This is a genomic window from Gemmiger sp. (assembly GCF_036306485.1).
Lineage (GTDB): Bacteria > Bacillota > Clostridia > Oscillospirales > Ruminococcaceae > Gemmiger.
On the sequence record NZ_JAXJZK010000034.1, the window covers coordinates 47805 to 69572 of the forward strand.

Annotated in this window: 23 protein-coding genes and 1 tRNA gene; 7 read left to right on the plus strand and 17 right to left on the minus strand. The window is 60.9% G+C overall.

Annotated features, from left to right (window positions below; translation table 11 throughout):
- Positions 1-82: 82 nt before the first annotated feature.
- Positions 83-352, plus strand: coding sequence for a 30S ribosomal protein S20 (rpsT, locus tag U0L91_RS07100; protein ID WP_330045585.1), 270 nt, complete (start codon positions 83-85; stop codon positions 350-352).
- A 51-nt stretch (positions 353-403) separates the two neighbouring features.
- On the opposite strand, the gene spoVAE is transcribed toward rpsT, so the two are convergent.
- The 4 genes from spoVAE to U0L91_RS07120 all read right to left on the minus strand — a co-directional run bounded on the left by spoVAE (position 404) and on the right by U0L91_RS07120 (position 2968).
- On the minus strand, positions 404-760 hold the full coding sequence (spoVAE, locus tag U0L91_RS07105; RefSeq protein ID WP_330045587.1) for a stage V sporulation protein AE: 357 nt from the start codon (positions 758-760) through the stop codon (positions 404-406).
- A complete protein-coding gene (locus U0L91_RS07110; RefSeq protein WP_330045589.1) occupies positions 757-1791 on the minus strand; it encodes a stage V sporulation protein AD in 1035 nt (344 codons plus the stop codon). Before U0L91_RS07110 ends, spoVAE begins: the two co-directional genes overlap by 4 nt.
- A gap of 106 nt (positions 1792-1897) precedes the next feature.
- On the minus strand, positions 1898-2347 hold the full coding sequence (locus tag U0L91_RS07115; protein ID WP_330045591.1) for a SpoVA/SpoVAEb family sporulation membrane protein: 450 nt from the start codon (positions 2345-2347) through the stop codon (positions 1898-1900).
- Positions 2348-2398: 51 nt separating this feature from the next.
- Positions 2399-2968 carry a GNAT family N-acetyltransferase gene (locus U0L91_RS07120; RefSeq protein ID WP_330045593.1) on the minus strand — a complete coding sequence of 190 codons (570 nt, stop codon included), beginning with the start codon at positions 2966-2968 and terminating at the stop codon, positions 2399-2401.
- 79 nt (positions 2969-3047) lie between these two features.
- Here U0L91_RS07120 and prmA point away from each other — a divergent pair, with 79 nt between their 5' ends.
- On the plus strand, positions 3048-3968 hold the full coding sequence (gene prmA, locus U0L91_RS07125; RefSeq protein ID WP_330045595.1) for a 50S ribosomal protein L11 methyltransferase: 921 nt from the start codon (positions 3048-3050) through the stop codon (positions 3966-3968).
- Between the two features lie 3 nt (positions 3969-3971).
- Positions 3972-4709: an RsmE family RNA methyltransferase gene (locus U0L91_RS07130; protein ID WP_330045597.1), complete on the plus strand. Its 738-nt coding sequence runs from the start codon at positions 3972-3974 to the stop codon at positions 4707-4709.
- A 66-nt stretch (positions 4710-4775) separates the two neighbouring features.
- Here the strand turns inward: U0L91_RS07130 and U0L91_RS07135 are convergent, their stop codons facing one another.
- Entirely contained in the window at positions 4776-6359 is a 1584-nt protein-coding gene (locus U0L91_RS07135; protein WP_330045598.1) for a putative PEP-binding protein, read from the minus strand.
- A gap of 30 nt (positions 6360-6389) precedes the next feature.
- Positions 6390-7580, minus strand: coding sequence for a patatin-like phospholipase family protein (locus tag U0L91_RS07140; RefSeq protein WP_330045600.1), 1191 nt, complete (start codon positions 7578-7580; stop codon positions 6390-6392).
- Between the two features lie 223 nt (positions 7581-7803).
- On the opposite strand from U0L91_RS07140, the gene U0L91_RS07145 reads away from it, so the two are divergent.
- The gene (locus U0L91_RS07145; protein WP_330045602.1) at positions 7804-8736 is read left to right on the plus strand and encodes a nucleotidyltransferase family protein; all 933 of its coding nucleotides are present in this window, start codon (positions 7804-7806) and stop codon (positions 8734-8736) included.
- 141 nt (positions 8737-8877) lie between these two features.
- Here U0L91_RS07145 and U0L91_RS07150 read toward each other — a convergent pair whose 3' ends face one another.
- The 6 genes from U0L91_RS07150 to U0L91_RS07175 are packed head-to-tail and all read right to left on the minus strand — an operon-like array spanning position 8878 to position 13930.
- The gene (locus tag U0L91_RS07150; RefSeq protein ID WP_330045603.1) at positions 8878-9702 is read right to left on the minus strand and encodes an RnfABCDGE type electron transport complex subunit B; all 825 of its coding nucleotides are present in this window, start codon (positions 9700-9702) and stop codon (positions 8878-8880) included.
- A gap of 13 nt (positions 9703-9715) precedes the next feature.
- Positions 9716-10357, minus strand: a complete 642-nt coding sequence (locus U0L91_RS07155) for an electron transport complex protein RnfA (RefSeq protein ID WP_330045604.1) — start codon at positions 10355-10357, stop codon at positions 9716-9718.
- Positions 10354-11043, minus strand: coding sequence for an electron transport complex subunit E (locus U0L91_RS07160; RefSeq protein WP_330045606.1), 690 nt, complete (start codon positions 11041-11043; stop codon positions 10354-10356). Before U0L91_RS07160 ends, U0L91_RS07155 begins: the two co-directional genes overlap by 4 nt.
- A gap of 2 nt (positions 11044-11045) precedes the next feature.
- Positions 11046-11618 carry an RnfABCDGE type electron transport complex subunit G gene (locus tag U0L91_RS07165; RefSeq protein ID WP_330045607.1) on the minus strand — a complete coding sequence of 191 codons (573 nt, stop codon included), beginning with the start codon at positions 11616-11618 and terminating at the stop codon, positions 11046-11048.
- Positions 11618-12589 (minus strand): RnfABCDGE type electron transport complex subunit D, encoded by a 972-nt coding sequence (locus U0L91_RS07170; protein WP_330045609.1) that lies wholly within the window; start codon positions 12587-12589, stop codon positions 11618-11620. Before U0L91_RS07170 ends, U0L91_RS07165 begins: the two co-directional genes overlap by 1 nt.
- A gap of 3 nt (positions 12590-12592) precedes the next feature.
- Positions 12593-13930: an RnfABCDGE type electron transport complex subunit C gene (locus U0L91_RS07175; protein WP_330045611.1), complete on the minus strand. Its 1338-nt coding sequence runs from the start codon at positions 13928-13930 to the stop codon at positions 12593-12595.
- Positions 13931-14223: 293 nt separating this feature from the next.
- Between U0L91_RS07175 and U0L91_RS07180 the strand changes: the two genes are divergently transcribed.
- Together U0L91_RS07180 and U0L91_RS07185 are read left to right on the plus strand one after the other, a co-directional pair.
- The gene (locus U0L91_RS07180; protein WP_330045612.1) at positions 14224-14361 is read left to right on the plus strand and encodes a hypothetical protein; all 138 of its coding nucleotides are present in this window, start codon (positions 14224-14226) and stop codon (positions 14359-14361) included.
- Positions 14362-14485: 124 nt separating this feature from the next.
- Positions 14486-14914: a hypothetical protein gene (locus tag U0L91_RS07185; RefSeq protein ID WP_330045613.1), complete on the plus strand. Its 429-nt coding sequence runs from the start codon at positions 14486-14488 to the stop codon at positions 14912-14914.
- 194 nt (positions 14915-15108) lie between these two features.
- Here U0L91_RS07185 and U0L91_RS07190 read toward each other — a convergent pair whose 3' ends face one another.
- The 5 genes from U0L91_RS07190 to U0L91_RS07210 form a co-directional block, all read right to left on the minus strand.
- Entirely contained in the window at positions 15109-16980 is a 1872-nt protein-coding gene (locus tag U0L91_RS07190; RefSeq protein WP_330045614.1) for a peptide ABC transporter substrate-binding protein, read from the minus strand.
- 221 nt (positions 16981-17201) lie between these two features.
- Positions 17202-18245 (minus strand): ABC transporter ATP-binding protein, encoded by a 1044-nt coding sequence (locus tag U0L91_RS07195; RefSeq protein ID WP_330045616.1) that lies wholly within the window; start codon positions 18243-18245, stop codon positions 17202-17204.
- A 1-nt stretch (position 18246) separates the two neighbouring features.
- A complete protein-coding gene (locus tag U0L91_RS07200; protein ID WP_330045617.1) occupies positions 18247-19254 on the minus strand; it encodes an ABC transporter ATP-binding protein in 1008 nt (335 codons plus the stop codon).
- A gap of 13 nt (positions 19255-19267) precedes the next feature.
- Positions 19268-20344, minus strand: coding sequence for an ABC transporter permease (locus U0L91_RS07205; RefSeq protein WP_336647967.1), 1077 nt, complete (start codon positions 20342-20344; stop codon positions 19268-19270).
- A gap of 35 nt (positions 20345-20379) precedes the next feature.
- Positions 20380-21291, minus strand: coding sequence for an ABC transporter permease (locus tag U0L91_RS07210; protein WP_330045621.1), 912 nt, complete (start codon positions 21289-21291; stop codon positions 20380-20382).
- Between the two features lie 403 nt (positions 21292-21694).
- Between U0L91_RS07210 and U0L91_RS07215 the strand changes: the two genes are divergently transcribed.
- Positions 21695-21768, plus strand: a tRNA-Gln gene (locus U0L91_RS07215).

The following is a 21768-nucleotide window of genomic DNA, read 5'->3' on the forward strand; positions in this document are numbered from 1 at the left end:
TTTTGAAAAAAAGGCTTGCAACCCGGCGAAATATATGGTAGTATAATTTGTACTGTTATGGGTAATCAAGGAGGTGGAACGAATGCCTAATATCAAATCTCAGAAGGACCGCGTTGTTCAGGCCAAGAAAGAGGCCGAGCACAACAAGGCCATCAAGTCCAACCTGAAAACAGTTGTCAAGAAGGCAGACGCTGCCATCGACAGCAATGCCGCGGACAAAGACGCCGTCATGAAGGCTGCGATCTCCGCTATTGACTCTGCCAAGAGCAAGGGTGTCATTCACAAGAACACTGCTGCCCGCAAGATCAGCCGCATGGCCAAGCGCAACAACAAGGCCGCTGCTGCCGAATAAATTGCATGAACAATGCCCGCCGGGGTTTCCCGACGGGCATTTTCATTTGGTTCAGCTCTGATCGCGGCTTTTGCCCACCGCGGCCGCCAGCAATGCAAAGACCAGGCTGGCCGTGATGCCGCCCGACGCCGCCGTCAGTCCGCCGGTAAAGATGCCCAGCAGACCGGTCTGCTCGACGGCCTGCTGCACGCCCTGCGCCAGCAGGTGCCCGAATCCGAGCAGCGGCACGCTGGCGCCGGCGCCCGCCAGTTCGGCGAGGGGATCGTACAATCCCACCGCGCTGAGAATCACGCCGGAAACCACATACCCGGTCAGGATCCGCGCCGGGGTCAGGGCGGTACAGTCGATGAGCAGCTGGCCGATCACGCAGATCAGCCCGCCGATCAGGAATGCCCAGAACAGATTCATCTCGGTTGACCTCCTTGGGGACTTCCCAGCTCGACGCAGTGCGCGATGCCGGGAATGCTTTCCCCCTGCAAAAACGTTGTCTGGCTCATCAGCGCCCCGGTGGAGAGAAAGAGAATCCGGTGCAGCTCGCCGCTCTGCAGCCGGGGCAGCAGATGCGCCGCCAGCACCGAGGCACTGCACCCCGCCCCGCTGCCGCCCGCCTGCACGTCGCGGGCATCGGAGCGGTACAGCAGGCAGCCGCAGTCCTGCTGGTTGGTCAGCGGGAAGCCCGCCTGCTGCATCATCTCGTGCAGGAGTTCCGAACCCACCCGGCCCAGGTCTCCGGTAACGACGGCGTCAAACTGCTCGGGCCGGGCGCCGGTCCCCTCAAAGAAGGCCAGCAGGGTCGAGGCGGCCGCCGGGGCCATGGCGGCGCCCATATTGTTGATGTCCCGCACACCGGCATCGCACACCCGGCCGATGGTGGCGGACAGGATCGGAATGCCCGGGCGGCCCGGTTTGCGCAGCAGGCAGGCTCCCGACGCCGTAGCCGTCCACTGGGCCGTCGGGGTCCGTTTGCCGCCGTAGTTGAGCGGCGTGCGGAACTGGCGCTCCGCCGCACAGAAATGGCTGCTGCTGAAAGCCAGCACCCGGTCGGCATACCCCGCCGCGGCGCACAGCGCCCCCAGGCAGAGGGATTCCGCCATGGTGGAGCACGCCCCGTACAGCCCGGCAAACGGAATGCCCAGTTCCCGCATGGTATAGTTGCTTGCCGTGCACTGGGCCTGCAGATCCCCCGCAAAGGCCAGCTCGACCTGCTTTTTGTCGGTCTCGGCCTTGCGCAGGCAGCGGCGGATGCAGTGCTGCTGCAGCATGCTCTCCCCCTGTTCCCAGCTTTCCGCGCCTTCCGCGGTGAAGCCCGCATCCTCGATGATCTCGTCAAAGCCGGATGCCAGCGGGCCTTCCCCTTCCTTCTTGCCGCCCACCGCGGCCCAGGATACAATCACCGGTGCACGCGGGAACAGCACGGTATCCCCTCTTCGGATGGCCATTGGTCCTTCCCCCTTTGGGCATAGTGTGTCCCCGGCGTGCGCCGTTTACGCAGCACACAGCAAAAAAGCGCCGCGCCGTCCCTGCGGACAGCACAGCGCCTGTGGGTCAGGCCATGCCCAGCTGCAGCAGCACCCAGTACAGGATGCCCCAGATCCAGGAGGCAAAGGTGCCGTAGGCCAGCACCGGGCCGGCGATGGAAAAGATCCGGGCCCCCACCCCGGTGACCCAGCCTTCGGCCTTGAATTCGAGGGCCGGGCTGACGACCGAGTTGGCAAATCCCGTGATGGGGACCAGCGTTCCGGCCCCGGCGTGGGTGGCCAGTTTGTGGTACCAGCCGGGAAGCGTCGCGACGGCTGACAGAAAGACCAGCGTGATGCTGGTCAGCGTACCGGCGGCCTCCTCGTCGAGCCAGCGGCAGTAGGTCATCCGGAGAAGTTCCCCCAAAAGACAGATGCCGCCGCCCACAAAGAACGCCCACAGGCAATCGCGGAGCAGCGGCGAGGGCGGACTGGCACGGCGGACCATCTCATCGTAATGTTTAGGCGGCAGTTGCACGGCGGAACACTCCCTTGCGTTTTGCCGTTAGTGTTGCCGCTGCCGGGCGGATTATTCGCCGAAAAAGATCACATTGCCGCGGTAATAGGGTTCCGGCACCATGGTGCGGTAGATGGCCTTGAGGTCCTCGTTGATTTCGCGGTCGCTGGCATTGCCCCCGGCAGGCAGCGCATAAATCTGGTACCGCACGCCGAAGACCCGGCTTTCCATCGCCGTGGCCCGGGCGCCGGCCCGCAGATAGAAGCCGATGCGCCGCCGGGCCGTGGCCGGGTCGGGTGCCTCGGCGGGATGCTCACATTCGATGATCAGGCTCTTGATGCGCGGCGCATAATAGCCGGCCAGCAGGCCGAGAATCCGGGTGCCCATGCCGCCGCCGCGGCGGTCGGGCAGAACGGCATAATAGTCAATCAGCGCACTGTCATGATCCGGCAGCACGGTCTGCCAGGCATAGGCAGCCAGGGCTCCGTCCTCGTCATAGAAGGCCAGCGGTTCATAGATGCCGCTGCGCATCATCTGGGAGATCGCCGAAAACGGCTTGAGCTCATCCGCCGGGAAATCCCGGATCATCTCTTCCCGATATACCTGTTCCGCCTGCTGCTCATCCAACAGCACGATCTTCATGGCAAACGCCCCTTTCCATTTGTTTCAGAAGCTAGTATAATATAAAGAGTATGAACAATGCAAGCAGGAGGGTTCCCCAATGGAATGGACCGATATTCAGATCACCGTGCCCCAGCAGTACGCTGAGACCGCCGAAGCGATTGCCACGATGGTGTCCAACGGCGGCATCTATATTGAAGATTACCGCGACCTGGAACAGCAGGCGTGGGAGATCGCTCATGTGGACCTGATTGAGCAGGAACTGCTCGACAAACCCCGCGACATCGTCATCGTCCATATGTATCTTGCCCCGGATGAAAACCCCGCCGAAATTCTGCCGCTCTTCCGGGAGCGGCTGGAGTCTTCCGGCATTCCCTACACGCTGACCACCAGCGGCGTAGAGCAGGAGGATTGGCAGAACGCCTGGAAAAAATACTATCATGCGATGGAAATCGGCCGCCGGCTGGCGATTGTGCCGGGCTGGGAGACCTATGACACCGACCGCATCGTGATCACGATGGACCCCGGCATGGCCTTCGGCACCGGCACCCACGAAACCACCTCCCTGTGTCTGGAAACGCTGGATTCCCTTGTACAGGGCGGCGAGCGCATGCTGGACATCGGCACCGGATCGGGAATTCTGGCCATCGCCGCCCTCAAGCTGGGTGCGGCGTCCGCCGAGGGTGTGGACATTGATCCCATGTGCGTGCGCACCGCCGGCGAGAACGCCGAGCGCAACGGTGTGCAGGACCGGTTCCGTGTGCTGGTGGGCGACCTTTCCGACAAGGCCACCGGCGTGTACAACATCATCACAGCCAACATTGTGGCGTCGGCCATCCTGTCGCTGGCGCCCCATCTGCCCGCCCTGATGGCGCCGGGCGCACGGTTCATCGCCTCGGGCATCATTGACACCCGCCGCCAGGAAGTGCTGGACGGGCTGTGTGCAGCCGGGCTGGAGCCGGTGGATGTGCTGGAAAAGCGCGGCTGGGTCTGCATTGTCTGCAAAAAGGCGGGTGAGTGATCCATGCCCCACCGCTACTTTACCGCCGAGATCGGCGGCGGGCAGGCGGCGCTGACCGGGTCGGACGCCCATCATCTGGCCGACGTGATGCGGGCGCGCCCCGGCGAGCAGGTCATTCTGTGCGGGCCGGACGCCCTGGAATACATCGGCACCGTGACCCGGATTGAACCCGGCCGGGTGGAGTTCACCGTGACCGAGGGGTATCCGAGCGCCGCCGAACCGCGCGCAGAGGTGACGCTGTATGCCGGGTACCCCAAGCAGGGAAAGCTGGAGGAGGTCATCCGGCACAGCGTGGAGCTGGGTGTGCGGCGCGTCATCCCCTTTTTCAGCCGGTACTGCGTGGCTGCCCCCAAGAAGGAGGACGCCAAGAATGAGCGGTACCGCCGCATTGCGGCGGAGGCCTCCAAGCAGTGCGGGCGAGGTATCCTGCCCGAGGTGCTGATGCCGCTGCCGGATTTTTCAGCCGTCTGTGCGCAGTTTTCCTGCTATGATCTGGTGCTGTTCTTCTACGAGGGCGGCGGCGAATCGCTGCGGCAGATTTTTGCCCGCGAGCCGGGACTGTCCGCCCGGCGCATTGCGATTGTGACGGGCAGCGAGGGCGGATTTGCCCCCGAGGAAGCCGCGCTGGCCGCCGGGTCCGGCGCACGGACCGTCGGTCTCGGTCCCCGCATCCTGCGCTGTGAGACCGCTCCCCTGGCCGCGCTGACCGCCGTCATGACGCTGACCGGCAATCTGGAATAAAAAAATGCCTTACATCCCATCGTATGCCGTCGGCATCCTTGGGGTGTAAGGCTTTTTTTGAAGGGATCAATCCACGGCGGAGCGCAGATCAATGCTGCGCAGCGTGATCTTGAGCGGGCTGAGCAGGGCGTTCTCGGTACAGAAGCTCCGGGCGCCGGTGCGCAGATACGCCGCGATGGCCGGCAGTTCGGTCTGGCTGATGCCGCACAGATAGACCTGGACGCCGCGGGCTTTGGCGGCCTCGAGCACGCCGCGCACCAGCCGCAGCACGGCCGGGTTGTCGGCGCGGTAGCTGCGGCCCGCCTCCTTGCGCGAGACGCCGCAGGTATACTGGGTCAGGTCGTCAATGTCAATGACGAGGAACTGGGCGCCGCCGTCAATGATCTCGCCGGCCAGCAGGGCCGCAGCGGGAATCTCGATCAGGCAGCCCACCATCATGGTCTCGCAGAACGGCACGCCGCGGGCGCGCAGTGCCTCGCGGCAGCGTTCGAGCTGGTCCATCCGGGTGTGCCAGGCCTCCTCGCCGGAGATCATGGGCAGCACGACCCGGAGTTCCCCTTCGGCGGCCGTCCGCATGAGGGCGGACAGCTGGGTCATCACGACGGCCTCCTCCTCGACACGCTGCTGGACGCCGTAGATCCACATTCCGCCGTCGTCGGCGCCCCAGTCGCAGGTGCGCACCGTGACGGGTTTGCCGCCGGCATACTCGAGGCACTGGCGGTAGACTTCGATCTGGCTTTCCTCGTCCAGGGCTTCCACTACGACGGACTCGGTCCGCACGAGGCCGATGCCCGCCACATCGGAACACTTGACCGCATTGACGATGCTCTGCGGCGTCGAACAGTTGGCGCTCGCCAGAATCGTGAAGGGGGTGCCGTCCCGGGTCAGGTTGGGCAGCGATACCACCGAGTCGGGCCGTTCCTGCCGGTTGTGCAGTTCGTTCATTTTGGCCCAGGCACGGCTGAGCTGTTCCGCCGAGGGGTCGATCGAGATGGTGCCGGACTCGGCATCCAGAATGGCCAGGTGCCCGTTCAGGTCCCCGGCACGGCCCTTGCCCATCTGGCACAAGGCCGGAATTCCCATGCTGCGCGCCATGATGGCCGCATGGCTGGTCTCGCTGTCCTCCTCGGAGGCGATGCCCAGAATCATGCCGGGTTCCTGGCCGAACATATCACTGGGGAAGAAGAAATCCGCCGCCAGGATGCTGGGTTCGGTCAGATGCAGACGGCGGCGGGGCCGGCCGTCCAGAATATCCACCACGCGGCGGCAGACATCGCAGACATCCACGCTGCGCTCGCGGATATAGTCGTTATCCATATTCTTGAGGCGTCCGGCAAAGATCTGCTCGGCGCGCTCCACCGCGGCGGCACTGCCCGCGCCGGCGGCTATGTAATCACCGATCTCGGTGGTGAAGGACTCGTCCTCCAGCAGCGCAATCTGAAACATCAGGATATCCGCATCCTGTCCGCAGGCGTGCTGCTGCAGGCGGCGCAGTTCGTCCTTGGCCAGCACGATGGCCGCCTCGTACAGAGCGCGCTCCCGGGACGGATTGCAGACAATGCGGTGCAGGCCCACCGCGCCGCGGTCAATGCAGACAACCGGTCCGATGGCAATGCCGTCGGAAACCGTCATTCCCTGATAGCTTTTCACTCACTCCGCCCCCTTCCGGGTATTCCGGTCTCAGAAAAATTTCATTTCGGACAGCGTGCGGGAGACCAGGGCCGTCACAAAGTCCTCCGGCACAGCGCCGGCCATGGCAGCTTCTCCCAGAACGTTTCCCTCCTCCATGCCCAACAGGACCTTGTACCGGTCCGCCGGGTCCTTGTCAAACTGTCCCAGGAAGGTCAGGGCCAGCAGTCTCGGGGTATAGGGCATATCGCAGGGCACCTTCATCATCTCGGCAGCCAGTTCCAGCGGCGCCAGCGCCCCCTTGGTGGGTGCCGTGGGGTCCTTGGCAAAGGCCTGCGGATAGCGCTTGCGCTGCCGGGCCAGGTTCTCGGTCAGGGTGATGGTGGGGGCGCGCAGGGCAGCCGCTTCCAGCTGGTGATGGTATTCCTTGGCAAAATCCGTCAGGAAGCTGTCCTGGGCGGGCAGCATCCCGTAAGCCGTGCCGCCCAGCCGGCCGAAGGCGCGCAGGGTGTCGAGATACCCGAGGGTGATGTTCCGCGCCGCCCGCTCGCCGTCGAAGTCAAACTGCGGACCCAGGTCCCAGTGGCTGCGGATGATGCGGGTCGGCAGGCCGGTGTTGTTGGGGCGGATATACCCCACGCCGTCCACATCCACGCCGATCAGTTCGGTCGCGCCCATCCGGGCGGCCAGTTCCAGCGGCATGTTGTCCCGCCAGCCGCCGTCAATGTACTTGACGCCGTCAATCTCGATGGGACGCAGCGCCGGGAAACAGGCCGAGGAGGCCAGCAGATAGGCTTTGAGCTTGCCGCGGGGGATCTCGTCGATCGGACACTGCAGGCTCTTGAGGGTGTTCATCTCGGTCATGACCAGGCCGTACCGGATCGGGGAATTGCGGATGGCCTCCTCGTCGAGGTACTTGTCGATGGTCTCGCCCAGCGGTTCGGTGTTCAGCCCGCCGGCACGCAGCGTGTCCAGCAGGAAGTCACACAGTTCCTCCGGGGTCTTGCCCTCCGGCAGTTCCAGCACACCGTGGTTGTCCAGACTTTTCCACAGCTCGGCGGCCTGCTCGACCTTTCCCATCACGAGGAGCGCGCCGTTCAGACTGCCGACGCTCGCCCCGGTCAGGACATCCGGAATCCAGTTCAGTTCCTGCAGCGCCTGATAGACGCCGACCTGATAACTTCCCTTTGCACCGCCGCCCGCCAGTACCAGACCGCGGACGGGTTTGCCGTGCTGTGCCAATATGCTGCACCTCCCTGTATGCGGATGAAAACGATTTTCCTTTATTATAGCATCGGCCATGGGAAAACGCTATTCCTTTTTGTCAAATTTGTTTTAAAACTTGAAACCCCAGTCAGGACAGTGTATCATGAAGGAGGAGAAAAACAACCACAAGACGGCGGTACCGCATCCCGGAAAACCGGGGATTCCTCTCCCGGTGCTGCCGCAAAAGGAGCGCACTGACATGAACAACAGCAAAAAGCCGATCCTCGTCATCATGGCTGCCGGTATGGGCAGCCGTTTCGGCGGTCTCAAACAGATCGAGGCCGTCGGACCTGCCGGGGAAGCGATCCTGGATTACAGCCTCTACGACGCCCGCCGCGCAGGGTTTGCGACGGTGGTGTTCATCATCAAGCATGCCATCGAGGATGCCTTCCGGTCCACGGTCGGCATCCGTGCCGAGAAAGCCGGCCTGGAAGTGCGGTATGCCTACCAGGAGCTGGATCTTCTGCCCGAAGGGTTCTCGGTTCCCGAAGGCCGTACCAAGCCCTGGGGCACGGCCCACGCGATTCTCTCCGCCGCCGATGTGATTGACGCCCCGTTTGCCGTCATCAACGCCGACGACTACTACGGCCCCACCTGTTTCCGTCTGATCTATGACTATCTGAGCGCCGAGCACACCGGCCCCAAACAGCCCTGGGCGATGGTCGGCTATATGCTGGGCAACACGGTCAGCGCCAACGGATCGGTCAGCCGCGGCGTCTGCGTGACGGACAGCAACGGCAATCTGGACACCGTCACCGAGCGGACCCGCATCGAGACCTATGACGGCGGCATCCATTACACCGAGGACGGCGGCGAAAGCTGGGTGGACCTGCCCGCCGACACGGTGGTTTCGATGAACCTCTGGGGATTCACCTCCGCCTTCATTGACGAGGCGCGGGCCGGATTTGCGGCATTCCTGGAAAAGAACCTGCCCGTCAATCCGCTGAAATGCGAATACTATCTGCCCAGCGTCGTGACCGAGGCGCTGGAAACCGGCAAGGCCGAGGTGAAGGTGCTGACGAGCCCCGACAAATGGTACGGCATCACCTACCGCGAGGACAAACCCGAGCTGGTCCAGGCCCTGCGCCGGATGAGCGAAGAGGGACTGTACCCCACCGATCACCTGTTCTGATGGCCTCGTCCGGGAACCCGGACTGCAAAAAGGACGGACAGCGCTGCTGTCCGTCCTTTTTTGCGCAATGGATGGCGGGAAACCAAAAAGCGGCGGAGCGCACAGGGCGCTCCGCCGCAGAAATCCGGATCAGCCGGTGACTCAGGCCTCGGTAGGTTCCGCAACCGCAGGCTTGCCGTCCACCCAGTGGATGACCTTCTTGGGGCACTTGGCAACGCAGGTGCCGCAGCCGGTGCACTTGGTGTAGTCGATGACGGCCACATTGTCCTTGAGGACGACCGCCTGGGACGGGCAGTTGCGCACGCACATGCCGCAGGCGATGCAGCCGGTCTTGCAGGCCTTCATGACGGCCGGGCCCTTCTCCTTGTTGGAGCAGAGGACGGCGGGCGTCTTGGTCAGAGGCTTCATCTCGATGATATGGCGCGGGCAGGCCGTGGTGCAGGCAGAGCAGCCCGTGCACTTGGCACGGTCCACCACCGCAACACCGGTGCTGCTCACATGGATGGCATCAAACTGGCAGGCACGGGTGCAGTCGCCCAGGCCGAGGCAGCCGAAGGTGCAGGCCGTCGGGCCACCGGCAACGGCAGCCGCCGCAGCACAGGTCTGGATGCCGCGATACTCGAACCGCTTGCCGCAGTTCTCGCCGCCGTTGCACAGAACGTTGGCGCGCATCGGGATCTGTTCGCCACCCTGGGTACCCATGATGGCATTGATGGCATCGGTGGATTTCTGTCCGCCGGGGGCGCACTTGAAGGTGGGAGCGCCCTGTTCCACAATGGCCTTGGCGTAGTCGGCACAGCCGGCATAGCCGCAGCCGCCGCAGTTGGCACCGGCCAGGCATTCGGTGACCTGCGCGATGCGCGGGTCCTCGTAGACGGCCATGAACTTGGAGGCAAGCACCAGGATCACACCGCCGGCCAGGCCCAGCAGAACCAGCACGATGACGGCGAAGGCAATACTATTCATATGATTCTCCCCCTTACATCAGTGCAGCGATGATGTTTTCGACCAGGCCGCCGAAGCCCATGAAGCTCATTGCCGTGATGGCGGCAGAGACCAGCGTGATGGGCAGGCCCTTGAAGCTCTCGGGCGGGTTGGCATGCTCGACGCGCTGACGCACACCGCAGAACAGCAGCATGGCAACCAGGAAGCCGACACCGGCACCGGCCGCGCAGACCAGCGCTTCCGCGTAGGCCAGGCCGAAGCCGCTCTCGGTGATGACCGGCGTGTAGTCCTGAACGGCCAGGATCGTGACGCCCAGAACGCAGCAGTTGGTGGTGATCAGCGGCAGGTAAACGCCCAGCGACTGGTACAGCGCGGGAACGTACTTTTTCAGCGTGATCTCAATGAGCTGGACCAGAACGGCGATGACCAGGATGAAGATGATGGTCTGCATGTAGCCCAGGCCGTTGGCATCCAGCAGGTAGATCTGCAGCGGGAAGGTGACGGCGGTTGCCAGCACCATGACGAAGATAACGGCCAGGCCCATGCCGACCGAGGAATCCAGCTTCTTGGAAACGCCCAGGAAGGGGCAGATGCCAAGGAACTGCACCAGAACGTAGTTGTTGACCAGGATCATGCTAAAGAAGATGGTCGCAAACGTTGCAACGGTCTGACTCATTCTTCAGCACCCCCTTCTTCGGATTTTGCTTTGTCGATCTCTTCGAGCATCACATCGCCGCAGGTCTTGCGCTCGATGGGCTTGTTGAGTTTGCGCTCAATCCAGACACAGAGGGCCATCAGGCAGCCGAACACGAAGAAGCCGCCGGGAGCCTGGTTCATCAGGCCCATACGGTCAACGGACTCGGGGATGATCGTGATGCCCATCCAGGAACCGTTGCCCAGGATCTCACGGATGGAGGCCATGCAGGTCATGGTCAGGATGTAGCCGCAGCCCATACCCAGGCCGTCCAGCATGGAATCCACCACGGTGTTCTTGCAGGCGAACATCTCGGCACGGCCGAGGATGATGCAGTTGACGACGATCAGTGCCAGGAAGACGCCCAGGGCCTTGTACAGGCTGGGGACGTAGGCTTCGAGGACCATCTGCACGACGGTAACGAAGGTCGCAATGATGACGATGTAGCACGGCAGATGCACCTTGGCGGGAATGACCTTGCGCAGTGCCGAGATAACGATGTTGGAGCAGACCAGAACGAAGGTCATGGCAAGACCCATGCCCAACGCACCGGAGACGGTGGTGGTGATCGCCAGCGCCGAGCAGCAGCCCAGAACCAGGCGAAGAACCGGGTTTTCACGAATGATACCGGCGGTAAAAATGCGCCATTTGCTCTGTTTTTCGGCCATGATTACTCGCCTCCTTTGATCGTGTTGTTGTAGAAGTCAACCGCAGACTGCACCGCGGACTTCACAGCATTGGAAGAGTAGGTGGCACCGGCAATGCCGTCCACCTCAACGCCGGCGCTGCCGTCCATGCCGATGAACTGCTGTGCAAAGCTGTCCTCGGCGACCTTGGAACCGATACCGGTGGTCTGGGTGGAAGCGTCAATCGTGATGGCGGAGATCGTGCCGTCCGTCGCAAAGGCAACGTAGACGGTCACATCCTTGCCGGAATAACCGGCGGCAGCGGCCTTGACGGCGGCATCGCCGGCGGTCGTGGTGACAGCGCCCTGGACACCTTCGGTGCCGTCCGGCACGGTCACTTCGGTCATATCATCGGTTTCGGTGCCCTCGGGCAGAACGCCCACATAGGCGGCCAGCGTTTCAGCGCGCTGGTTCTCGGCGATGACCGGAGCGGTGGCGTTGTTGAGCACGGCCAGCAGCGCGCTGCAGACCAGGCAGATCACGACCAGAACAATGACGGGGAAAACCAGAACCTTGAAGTTGGACTCCTGTTCCGGAGACTTGACATTCTCAGCCATTATTCCTTACCCCCTTTCGCAGCCTTCTTGGCCTTTTTGAAGCCGAGAGGAACCTGATGGCCCCAGACGTTGAACCACGGGGTCAGGAGGTTGCCGAGCAGGATGGCAAAGCTCATGCCTTCGTTCATGCTGCCGAAGTAGCGGATCAGGAAGGTCACGAGGCCGATGAAGATACCGTAGAACAGCTTGCCCTTGGTGGTGAAGGGGCTGGTCACATAGTCGGTGGCCATGAAGACGGCACCGAACAGCAGACCGCCGGACATGCACTCCAGCAGGCCCAGGTAGGGATCGCCGTTGGCCAGGGTGGACAGCACAAAGACGGTGCCCACGATGGAAACGGGGATGGTCAGTTCAATGGTATGGGTGAACAGCATGTAGGCCAGGCCCAGCAGGATGGCGAGCACGCAGGTCTCGCCGAGCATGCCGCCGTGGATGCCGAGCAGCATATCCACGAAGCTCACGCCGTACAGGCCGCTGGCGCCCAGCTTGTCCAGGGCGAGCGGGGTGGCGGAAGCCAGGGAATCCACCGCCATATCGGGGTAGACGTAATCGGTCATGCGGGAAGCAAAGCCCAGGAACAGCACGATACGGCCGACCAGGGCGGGGTTGGCGAAGTTGCAGCCGATACCGCCGAACAGCTGTTTGACGATGACGATGGCAACCAGAGCGCCCACAACGGCGATCCACAGCGGCATGCCGACCGGCATGTTGAGGGCCAGGATCACGCCGGTGACACAGGCGGACAGATCCCCGACGGGATTGGGCTTGTGCATCAGCAGGCAGTACAGATACTCAAAGGCCACACAGGCCGCGGTGGTGACAGCCACCACCAGCAGAGCGCGGGGTCCGAAAATCAGCGCAGACGCCACGACGCAGGGCAGCAGCGCAATCAGCACATTGCCCATCAGGCTGCGGCTGGTCGCGGAGTCCCGGATATGCGGGGACGCCGTTACAATCAAACGGTCTTCCATTCCTTATTTCCCTCCTTTGCGCAGCTCGCCCATGTACCAGGCCTTGGCAAGAGCCATGTTCTGGGCCACGGGGCGCTTGGCCGGGCAGGCATAGGTGCAGCTGCCGCAGGCGACACAAAGATCAACGCAGCGCTCCTTGAGAGCGGCAAAATCCTTCTGGCCGAAGCTTTCGACGATCTCCACAGGCTCGAGTCCCATCGGGCAGGCGCTGATGCAGCGGCCGCAGCGGATGCAGGGCTGAGGATCGGGCAGCGTGGCAGCCTTGCGGCTGAAGAGCAGCAGGCCGTTGTTCTGCTTGAGGACCGGGAAGTCGGCGTTCGGGGAGGCACCGCCCATCATGGGGCCGCCGAAGATGATCTTTCCGAGCTCGACATCGGGCTTGATGCCGCCGCAGGCTTCGATGACGTCGCGGTACAGCGTACCAATCGGCACCTCGATGTTCTGCGGGTTGGCGATGGCGTCGCCCTCGACGGTCAGTCGCTTGGTGGTCAGCGGCACACCGGTCTTGAGGAACTTGCCCAGCGTGGAGACACTGGTCACGTTCATGATGATGCAGCCGACGTCGGCGGGCAGGCCGGCCTTGCCGGAAGGTCCGATCTGGGGCACTTCGCGGCCGGTGCAGGTCTCGACGAGGGTTTTCTCGGCGCCCTGCGGATACCGCATGGGCAGCGGCTTGACGCTGACACCCTTCATGTCGCGCACCAGGGAGCACATCAGGTCGATGCACTCGGGCTTGTTGCGCTCGATGCCGATGATGCAGTTGGGAATGTTGCAGTACTTCATCACGGCGGTGATGCCGGAGATAATGGTATCGCTGCATTCCAGCATTTCACGGGTATCGGTGGTCAGATACGGCTCACACTCTGCCGCATTGATCAGCAGGGTGTCCACCCCATCGGCCGCGAGCTTGACATGCGTCGGGAAGCCGGCGCCGCCAAGACCCACCAGACCGCAGGCCTGGATCGCAGCGAGCAGGCTCTTCTTGTCGGTCACGGTCGGAGGCGTGCAGGAAGGATCCACGGTCTGCTTGCCGTCGCTTGCAATCGCAATGGCCTGGCAAACCGGGCCGTTCACCATACGGAACGGCGCGATCCCTTCCACGGTACCGGACACGCTGGAATAAATGTTGGCGCTGACAAAGCCGCCGGCTTTGCCGATCAGGGTGCCAACGAAGACCTGATCGCCCTTCTTCACAACCGGCTCCGCCGGTGCACCGATGTGCATCGACATGGGAATGATGACATGCGCAGGCGTAGCCATTTTGACGGTGGCCATGCCGGCAGTGCCCTTCTCATGCGGCACGGCGGCGCCCTTCGCGGAACGCTTCAGGGACTTAAACATGGTTTGCGTTTCCCCCATTTCTTATTGCCGCACGGAAATCCGGACCCGTCCTGTTAAAAAAGGACAGACCTTTCCGTATAAGCAAATATAAATACAGTATTATTTTAGCATTTTTACGTCACAAGTCAATACGAATGCCGGCTTTTCTGGCAAACAAACTTTAGGCAATCTGCCTGGTTTATCCCAATTTTTTTCGGCAATGTGCAGACTGGCCCCCCGGCGATTGCGCTTTGCGGCCGGATATGGTATACTGATGCAGGTAAGTTGTTTTTTCGCGGATGGGAGGTATATTTATGAAGACTGTGTGCAAACTATTCACCGTACTGATCCTGACTGCCGGTGTGCTGGCAGCTGCAGCTCTGATCCTGCGGCGCATGAAGGCGCAGACGGTCCGTTATATCACGCTGTATTCCGACACGGATCTGCGCTGAGCCCTCTGCTGAGGCACGGTTCCGGCCCTGACGGGGATTTCCTGTTGACAGGTTTCACTATATTTGTTATAGTAAAAGATGTTACATTGATTTGGAGGAACCAAAAGGGAGGAAACGTAACATTATGAAAAAAATTCTGCTGATGAGTCTTGCTGCCGTTCTGGCATTCAGCCTGACTGCCTGTGGCAATTCGTCCAAGCCCGACGGCACCTACACCGCCGAGATGGATGACGCCGCTGCGGAAAGCTCCTACGGCTGGCGTGACACCCTGACCGTCGAGTACAAGGACGGCAAGGTGGTTTCTGCCGTCTTCGAGAGCTACGATGCCGAAGGCAACAAGAAGAGCGAGACCACTCCGGAGACCTATCCGATGGACCCGGCGCCCTCTGAGTGGATTCCCCAGATGAGCGAGAACATCCAGAAGGCCGGCACTTCCAAGATGATCGACACGATCGCTGGTGCCACGATGGCCTCTAACAATGCCCGCGCTCTGATGGAAGCCATCGAGAAGGACGGCGTTGCCGGCGAGACCATTCAGGTTTCCGCTTCCTGATCCTTTTTCAACTGTAAAAGCAGTGGGAACTCCGCGTTCTCACTGCTTTTTTGTTGCCCCGGTTTTCCGGGAAAGTTTCCGGTTTGTCCTACCTTATTATATACGGCCGTCTCCCCTGCCCGGGAGCGGACAAAAAACCGCCCCGCCGGCACAGAGTCGGCGGGGCGGTTTCTGTTTCAGATCAAGCTGTCAGATCAGGCAGCGGTCTTCTCGCAGTACATGAAGTACTTGTAGCCGAACGCATTGGCGTACATACCGGTCACATTGGACTTCATCATGCAGGGGTCGTTGTAGTAGTACAGAGGCACAACAGCGTAGGTCTCCATCAGCATATCCTCAGCCTGATGCATGAGGTTCACACGGGCGGCGAAATCGGTCTCGGACTTGATCTCGCTGATCAGCGTGTTGTACTCATCCCAGTTCTGCGGAGCGTAGCTCGGGACGGCACCGTCGACCTCACGGCCGAACTGGCTGTCGTTGTTGCCGGAATCGGTGGTCCACATCTCCAGCATGTTGATGGGGTCATCGAAGTCGGCCAGCCAGCCCTGACGGCAGACGTCGTAGTTGCCGGCCTTACGGTCATTCAGGAAGACCTTCCAGTCCTCAGCCTGGATGTCCATCGTGATGCCGATCGCGGCCACGTCCTGCTGCAGAGCGGCAGCGATATCCTCGTTGCCGGCGCCGGAGTTGGTCAGGTAGGTGATGTTCAGCGGGGTGGAATCGCTCAGCATGCCGTCATCGGTGAATTCGTAGCCGGCGCTCTTGAGCAGCTCAATGGCCTTGGCGACGTTGTCATCGTAGGCATCCTCAGAGGGATCGAAGTAGCCGAGGTTGTCGGCATCGGGGTAGGTGTACTCGGCGGTGTTCTGACGGAACTCAGCGCCGTTGCCGTCGCTCATGGCCGGCGGAATGAAGGTGTTGGCAACTTCCTGATCGGTCTGGCCGATGTTGTCAACGATGTACTGACGATCGATCAGCAGGTTGAAGGCTTCACGCATCGCGTTGGCCTGCTCGGGAGTCTTGCCCTCGAACATGGTGGAGTTCACGTTGAAGCCGACATAGTAGGTGCCCAGGTTGGGCAGAACCATGAATTCGGGGTTGATGCCCTTCAGGTTGGGGATCTCATCGGTGGGAACGCTGTCGATGAAGTCCAGGTTGCCGGCATTGTAGGCGGCATAGATGGCGGCGTCATCGGCGCTCAGCATGAAGTTGAGGGTCTCCAGCTTGACGTTGGCGGCATCGTAGTAGTTGGGGTTCTTGGTGTAGACCATGCTCTCGTCATGCTTCCACTCGGTGCAGGTGTAGGCACCGTTGGTGACGAAGCCGGCCTCAGAAGCCCAGGCGCCCGGGTTCGTGCCATCGGGATCGGCAGCCTTGACAGAGGCTTCCGGAACCGGGAAGAAGGTCGGGAAAGCGCACAGGGACAGGAAGTACGGGCAGGGGCTGACCAGCTTGACAACGAAGGTGTTGTCATCGGTAGCCTCGACACCGACCAGGATGTCGTTGTTGGCCATCGCCTCGTTGGCAGCAGCCTCATCGACGTAGTTGCCATCGTCATCGGTGGCCAGAGCGGCATTGTGCTCGATCAGGCCATCGTACAGGTAGCTGTAGTCGGAAGCGGTCAGCGGGTTGGCAGCACGGTTCCAGCTGTAAACGAAGTCGTTGGCCGTGACGGGGGTGCCGTCGCTCCACAGGCTGTCGCGCAGGTGGAAGGTGTAGGTCATCTTGTCGTCAGAGACCTCGTAGCTTTCGGCAACGCCGGGAGCCAGCTGGCCATCCTTGTCGTAGGTCATCAGACCGACGAAGGAGTTGACTGCCAGGCAGGCACCATCAACGGTGGTGTTCAGCGCGGGGTCCAGACGGTCCGGCTCAGAGGCCAGGCACAGGTACAGGGCACTGGTATCGGTATTCAGCACAGAAGCCGATGCCGTGCTTGCTGCCGAGCTGGCAGCAGTTTCGTCCGTAGCGGCCGTGCTGGTGCTGGAAGAGCTGGAAGCGGTGTTGCCGCAGGCAGCCAGACTCAGCACCATGGCAGCAGCCAGAACGGATGCCATGAGCTTTTTCATAGTTTCTATCCTCCTATTGAATCTATAAGCAGCCCGTCCCACCGGAAAGCGGGACGGGATACTTCCTTGTAACACGGCCAATTATACGGTCTGGCCGGACCGTTTGCAAGCAAAAACAACAACCTGTTGCTTTTCAGTTACTATTTTTGGGTTTCCCGTCAAAAAATCTTGTTCTGAATTGTGTCATTTTTGTGCAAATTACAAGAATCTTTCCCGAATCCTTATTTGTTCCAGCATGCCACAAAATGGCCGTTGCCGCGGTCCTTGAGCGGCGGCATCTCATGGGCGCACTGCTCGGTCGCATAGCGGCAGCGGGTACGGAACGGGCAGCCGCTGGGCATGTGCAGCGGAGAAGGCACATCGCCTTCCAGCACGATGCGGTGCGAGTTGCGGGCCGTGACCGGGTCAGGGATGGGCACGGCGGAGAGCAGACTCTGGGTATAGGGATGAATCGGGTTGTTGTTGAGTTCGTCGGAGTCCGCCATCTCCATCATCTTGCCGAGGTACATGACGGCGATACGATCGCTGATATGGTGGACAACCAGCAGGTCATGGGCGATGAACAGATAGGCAACGCCGAGCTTTTCCTGCAGGTCCTCAAACATATTGACCACCTGCGCCTGGATGGAAACGTCCAGGGCAGAGACAGGCTCATCACAGACAATGAACTTGGGGTTGACCGCCAGCGCACGGGCAATGCCGATTCGCTGACGCTGGCCGCCCGAGAACTCATGCGGATACCGCATCGCGTGCTCGGCGTTGAGGCCGACGATCTCCATCAGTTCCATGACGCGCTCGCGGCGCTCCTTGGCATTCTTGCAGAGCTTGTGGACATCCAGAGGCTCACCGATGATATCCTCGACGGTCATACGCGGGTTCAGCGAGGAATACGGGTCCTGGAAGACCATCTGCATCTGTTTGCGGTAGGGCATCATGTTGGCGCTGACCTTCTTGCCCAGCACCGGTTTGCCGTCGGCGCCCACCTTCAGGCGGCCGTTTTCGTCATACTGCTCGCCGGAATCGTACAGAACATCGCCGTCAAAGACAATCCGGCCGCCGGTGGGCTTGTAGAGCTGGAGCAGCGTGCGTCCGACCGTGGTCTTGCCGCAGCCGGACTCGCCGACCAGGCCCAGCGTCTCGCCGGGACGGATCGAGAAGGAAACGTCATCCACCGCCTTGAGGGGGATGGTCTTGCCGAAGCCCGCACGGACGGGGAAATATTCTTTCAGGTGCTCAACCTGCACCAGATATTCGCTCTTTGCCATGTTACTTCCCCTCCTTGGCATTTTTCACATTCACCCAGCAGGACGAATAATGGGTATCGCTGACCTGCAGCTCAGGGGGCTGTTCCCGCAGGCAGATCTTCATGGCCGCATCGCAGCGCGGGCAGAAGGCACAGCCCTTGGGCAGGTCCAGCATGTTGATGGGCGTGCCGCCGATGGGGATCAGCCGCTCGTTCATGTTCTGGGTGGAAGGGATGCTGCGCAGCAGACCCTTGGTGTATTCATGGGCAGGACGGTAGAAGATGTCGTCCGCCGTGCCGCGCTCGCAGACACGACCGCCGTACATGACGATGATCTCGTCACACATCGACGCAATGACACCCAGGTCATGGGTGACGATGATGATGGCCATGCCCATCTTTTTCTGCAGATCCTGCATCAGTTCGAGGATCTGGGCCTGGATGGTCACGTCCAGAGCGGTGGTGGGCTCGTCGGCGATCAGGATATCGGGTTCACAGGCCAGCGCCATGGCGATCATGACACGCTGACGCATACCGCCGGACAGCTCATACGGATACTGCTTGATCCGCTTTTCCGGTTCGTTGATGCCCACCAGAGAGAGCATCTCGATGGCACGGGCCTTGGCCTGTTCCTTGTTGCGCTTGGTGTGCAGCGTGATGGCCTCGACCAGCTGGTTGCCGATGGTGAACACGGGGTTCAGGCTGGTCATGGGGTCCTGGAAGATGATGGAGCAGGCTTTGCCGCGGAACTCCTGCATCTGCTTTTCGCTCCACTTGGTGATGTCCTGGCCCTTGTAGAGAATCTGACCGCCGGTGATGCCGCCGTTCTCGGACAGAATCTGCATGATGGAGTAGGCCGTCACCGATTTGCCGGAGCCGGACTCGCCCACGATGCCGAGGATCTTGCCGGGTTCGAGATTGAAGGAGACACCGTTAACCGCGCGGACCGTGCCGCCCTGGTCGGTGGAGAAGGTCGTGTGCAGATCCTTGACTTCCAGAATATACTTGGATTCGTTTTTCACTTCGCTCATCTTCTGCCCCTCCTTAGCGCTTCAGTTTCGGGTCAAACGCATCGCGCAGACCGTCGCCCAGCAGGTTGAAGGCCAGCACGATCAGGCAGATCACAACGGCCGGGAAAATCAGTTTGTAAGGATAGCTGATCAGACCATCGCGGGCGTCGTTGGCCAGAGAGCCGAGGGACGGCATGGGAACCTTGACGCCGATGCCCAGGAAGGAGAGGTAGCTCTCGGTGAAGATCGCGGAAGGAATCTGCAGCGCGGTGGAGATGATGATGACCGACAGGCAGTTGGGCAGGATGTGCTTGCGCAGAATCCGGCCGCTCGGCGTGCCGATGGTGCGGGCCGCCAGAACATACTCGTTCTGCTTGATCGTCAGGATCTGGCCGCGGACCAGACGGGCCATGCCGACCCAGTACAGCAGTCCGAACACCAGGAACAGCGCGATCATGTTGGTGCCGATCTTCTGCAGGAAAGACACACTCTCAATGACCGGTTTGAGGGTCTCGTTCAGAACGACGGAGAGCAGAATGACCATCAGGGTGTCAGGCAGACTGTATATGATATCGACGATACGCATCATGACCATATCCACCAGGCCGCCGCACCAGCCGGAGATGGAGCCGTAGAGCAAGCCGATGACCAGGACCATGATGGAGGCCACCAGGCCGACGGTCAGGGAAACGCGGGTGCCGTAGATGACGCGGATGAAGTAGTCACGGCAGAGGCTGTCGGTGCCCATGACATGGGGGAACAGCTTTTCGCCGGTCTCTTCCATATACTCCATCTCGCGCTCGGAGTAGGTGAAAGGTGCCAGGTTGGCGGCCGTCTTGTCGCGCTTGCCGTCCACCTTGATGATGTCGGAATAGCCGTAGGGAATGATCATCGGCAGTACGATGATGGAAATCAGAAGCAGGATCAGCACGATCAGGCTGCCCATGGCCAGCTTGTTCTTGGCCAGACGACGGCAGCCGTCCTTGAAGAAGGTCACACTTTCACCCATGACCTCCTGCTGTTTCTTTTCCTCGCCGGTGGCGGGTTCAAAGTCCTGGGTGCTGAACTTGGAAAGATCAATCTGTGCCGAAAGAGGATTCTTCTTCGGCATTCCGTTTTCTGCGTAAGACATTGTTTCCGCCTCCTTTACTCAAGCTCAATGCGGGGATCGATCATCTTGTAGACCAGGTCGGTGATCAGGTTGGCAACAACCATCAGCACGCCCAGGAAGATCGTGGTGGCCATGATCATCGGGTAGTCCTGGTTCTGGATGCTCGTGACAAACTTGCCGCCCAGACCGCCGATGGTGAAGATGCTCTCCACAACCATCGAGCCGGTGACGATGCCGGCAATCATCGGTCCGACGTAGGTCACGACGGGGATCAGCGCATTGCGCAGCGCATGCTTGAAGATCACCTTCAGCTGGGGCACGCCCTTGGCGCGGGCCGTGCGCACATAGTCCTGGCCGAGGGCATCCAGCATGCTGGTTTTGGTCAGACGGGTAATATAGGCCATGGGATAGGTGCAAAGAGCGATGACCGGCAGAACGTAACTCGGGTTCGTGGGGCTCCAGGCCGGTACCCACTGCAGTTCCAGACAGAAGACGAGCAGCAGCAGCGTGGCCAGAACGAAGCTGGGCACACCGGTACACAGCGTGGTGAAGAAGATGATCACACGGTCAGGCCATTTGTTGCGGTTCAGAGCCGCAATGCTGCCCAGGACCAGGCCGGCAACCACCGCGATGCAGGCGGCGGACAGGCCCAGCTTTGCCGAGATGGGGAAACTCTCCGAAATGGTGTCCCCCACCTCACGGCCGGTCTTGGTGGAAATGCCCCAGTCGCCGTGAAGGATGTTATTCATATAAAGGATATACTGCGTACCCAGAGGCTTGTCCAGGTTGTAGCGCTCTTCCAGCACGGCCTGAACGACGGGACTGGTCGCCTTTTCCTTTGAGAAGGGGCCGCCGGGGATGGCGTTCATGGCAAAGAATGTGATCAGACTGACGATGATGACGGTCACAATCGCCAGCAGAACACGTTTTACGACATAACGAGACACGGTCTTTCACTCTCCTTGATTTGGGATGCGGCATTTTGGGTTCGGACCGCCGCCGTCCGAGTTTTTGGGGGGTTGTACCGGAACGCCGGAACCGGGAGAGCCTTCCCTGCCGGTGTACGGTTGTTTTCGCTGTGCGGACATTTGTCGCGACAAAAAAAGGGCGCCGGTTCTTTGCTCAAGCACCTTTGCCCACGCAACAAATCTTAATAAATATACCACGATCCCGAATAAATGTCAAACCTCATTGCAAGAAAATTCGCCGGAAAGTTTTACATTTTCCGATTCCGGCCCTTTTGCCCGACCCAGGAAATCTTTTTTGCGGAAAACTCAAAAAAGGTGTTGACAAATGCCGGTTCAGCGGATATAATAGTTAAGCGTTGAGGGCAGACGCCCGATACCGCGATGGGGATTTGCATAATGGTAGTGCGACGGACTCTGACTCCGTTTGTGGGAGTTCGATTCTCTCATCCCCAACCA

Excerpts from the sequence above, each read along its gene's own strand:
- rpsT (WP_330045585.1), top strand. The coding sequence starts at position 83 with ATGCCTAATATCAAATCTCAGAAGGACCGCGTTGTTCAGGCCAAGAAA.
- spoVAE (WP_330045587.1), bottom strand. The coding sequence starts at position 760 with ATGAATCTGTTCTGGGCATTCCTGATCGGCGGGCTGATCTGCGTGATC.
- U0L91_RS07110 (WP_330045589.1), bottom strand. The coding sequence starts at position 1,791 with ATGGCCATCCGAAGAGGGGATACCGTGCTGTTCCCGCGTGCACCGGTG.
- U0L91_RS07120 (WP_330045593.1), bottom strand. The coding sequence starts at position 2,968 with ATGAAGATCGTGCTGTTGGATGAGCAGCAGGCGGAACAGGTATATCGG.
- prmA (WP_330045595.1), top strand. The coding sequence starts at position 3,048 with ATGGAATGGACCGATATTCAGATCACCGTGCCCCAGCAGTACGCTGAG.
- U0L91_RS07130 (WP_330045597.1), top strand. The coding sequence starts at position 3,972 with ATGCCCCACCGCTACTTTACCGCCGAGATCGGCGGCGGGCAGGCGGCG.
- U0L91_RS07145 (WP_330045602.1), top strand. The coding sequence starts at position 7,804 with ATGAACAACAGCAAAAAGCCGATCCTCGTCATCATGGCTGCCGGTATG.
- U0L91_RS07150 (WP_330045603.1), bottom strand. The coding sequence starts at position 9,702 with ATGAATAGTATTGCCTTCGCCGTCATCGTGCTGGTTCTGCTGGGCCTG.
- U0L91_RS07155 (WP_330045604.1), bottom strand. The coding sequence starts at position 10,357 with ATGAGTCAGACCGTTGCAACGTTTGCGACCATCTTCTTTAGCATGATC.
- U0L91_RS07160 (WP_330045606.1), bottom strand. The coding sequence starts at position 11,043 with ATGGCCGAAAAACAGAGCAAATGGCGCATTTTTACCGCCGGTATCATT.
- U0L91_RS07165 (WP_330045607.1), bottom strand. The coding sequence starts at position 11,618 with ATGGCTGAGAATGTCAAGTCTCCGGAACAGGAGTCCAACTTCAAGGTT.
- U0L91_RS07170 (WP_330045609.1), bottom strand. The coding sequence starts at position 12,589 with ATGGAAGACCGTTTGATTGTAACGGCGTCCCCGCATATCCGGGACTCC.
- U0L91_RS07175 (WP_330045611.1), bottom strand. The coding sequence starts at position 13,930 with ATGTTTAAGTCCCTGAAGCGTTCCGCGAAGGGCGCCGCCGTGCCGCAT.
- U0L91_RS07180 (WP_330045612.1), top strand. The coding sequence starts at position 14,224 with ATGAAGACTGTGTGCAAACTATTCACCGTACTGATCCTGACTGCCGGT.
- U0L91_RS07185 (WP_330045613.1), top strand. The coding sequence starts at position 14,486 with ATGAAAAAAATTCTGCTGATGAGTCTTGCTGCCGTTCTGGCATTCAGC.
- U0L91_RS07190 (WP_330045614.1), bottom strand. The coding sequence starts at position 16,980 with ATGAAAAAGCTCATGGCATCCGTTCTGGCTGCTGCCATGGTGCTGAGT.
- U0L91_RS07195 (WP_330045616.1), bottom strand. The coding sequence starts at position 18,245 with ATGGCAAAGAGCGAATATCTGGTGCAGGTTGAGCACCTGAAAGAATAT.
- U0L91_RS07200 (WP_330045617.1), bottom strand. The coding sequence starts at position 19,254 with ATGAGCGAAGTGAAAAACGAATCCAAGTATATTCTGGAAGTCAAGGAT.
- U0L91_RS07205 (WP_336647967.1), bottom strand. The coding sequence starts at position 20,344 with ATGCCGAAGAAGAATCCTCTTTCGGCACAGATTGATCTTTCCAAGTTC.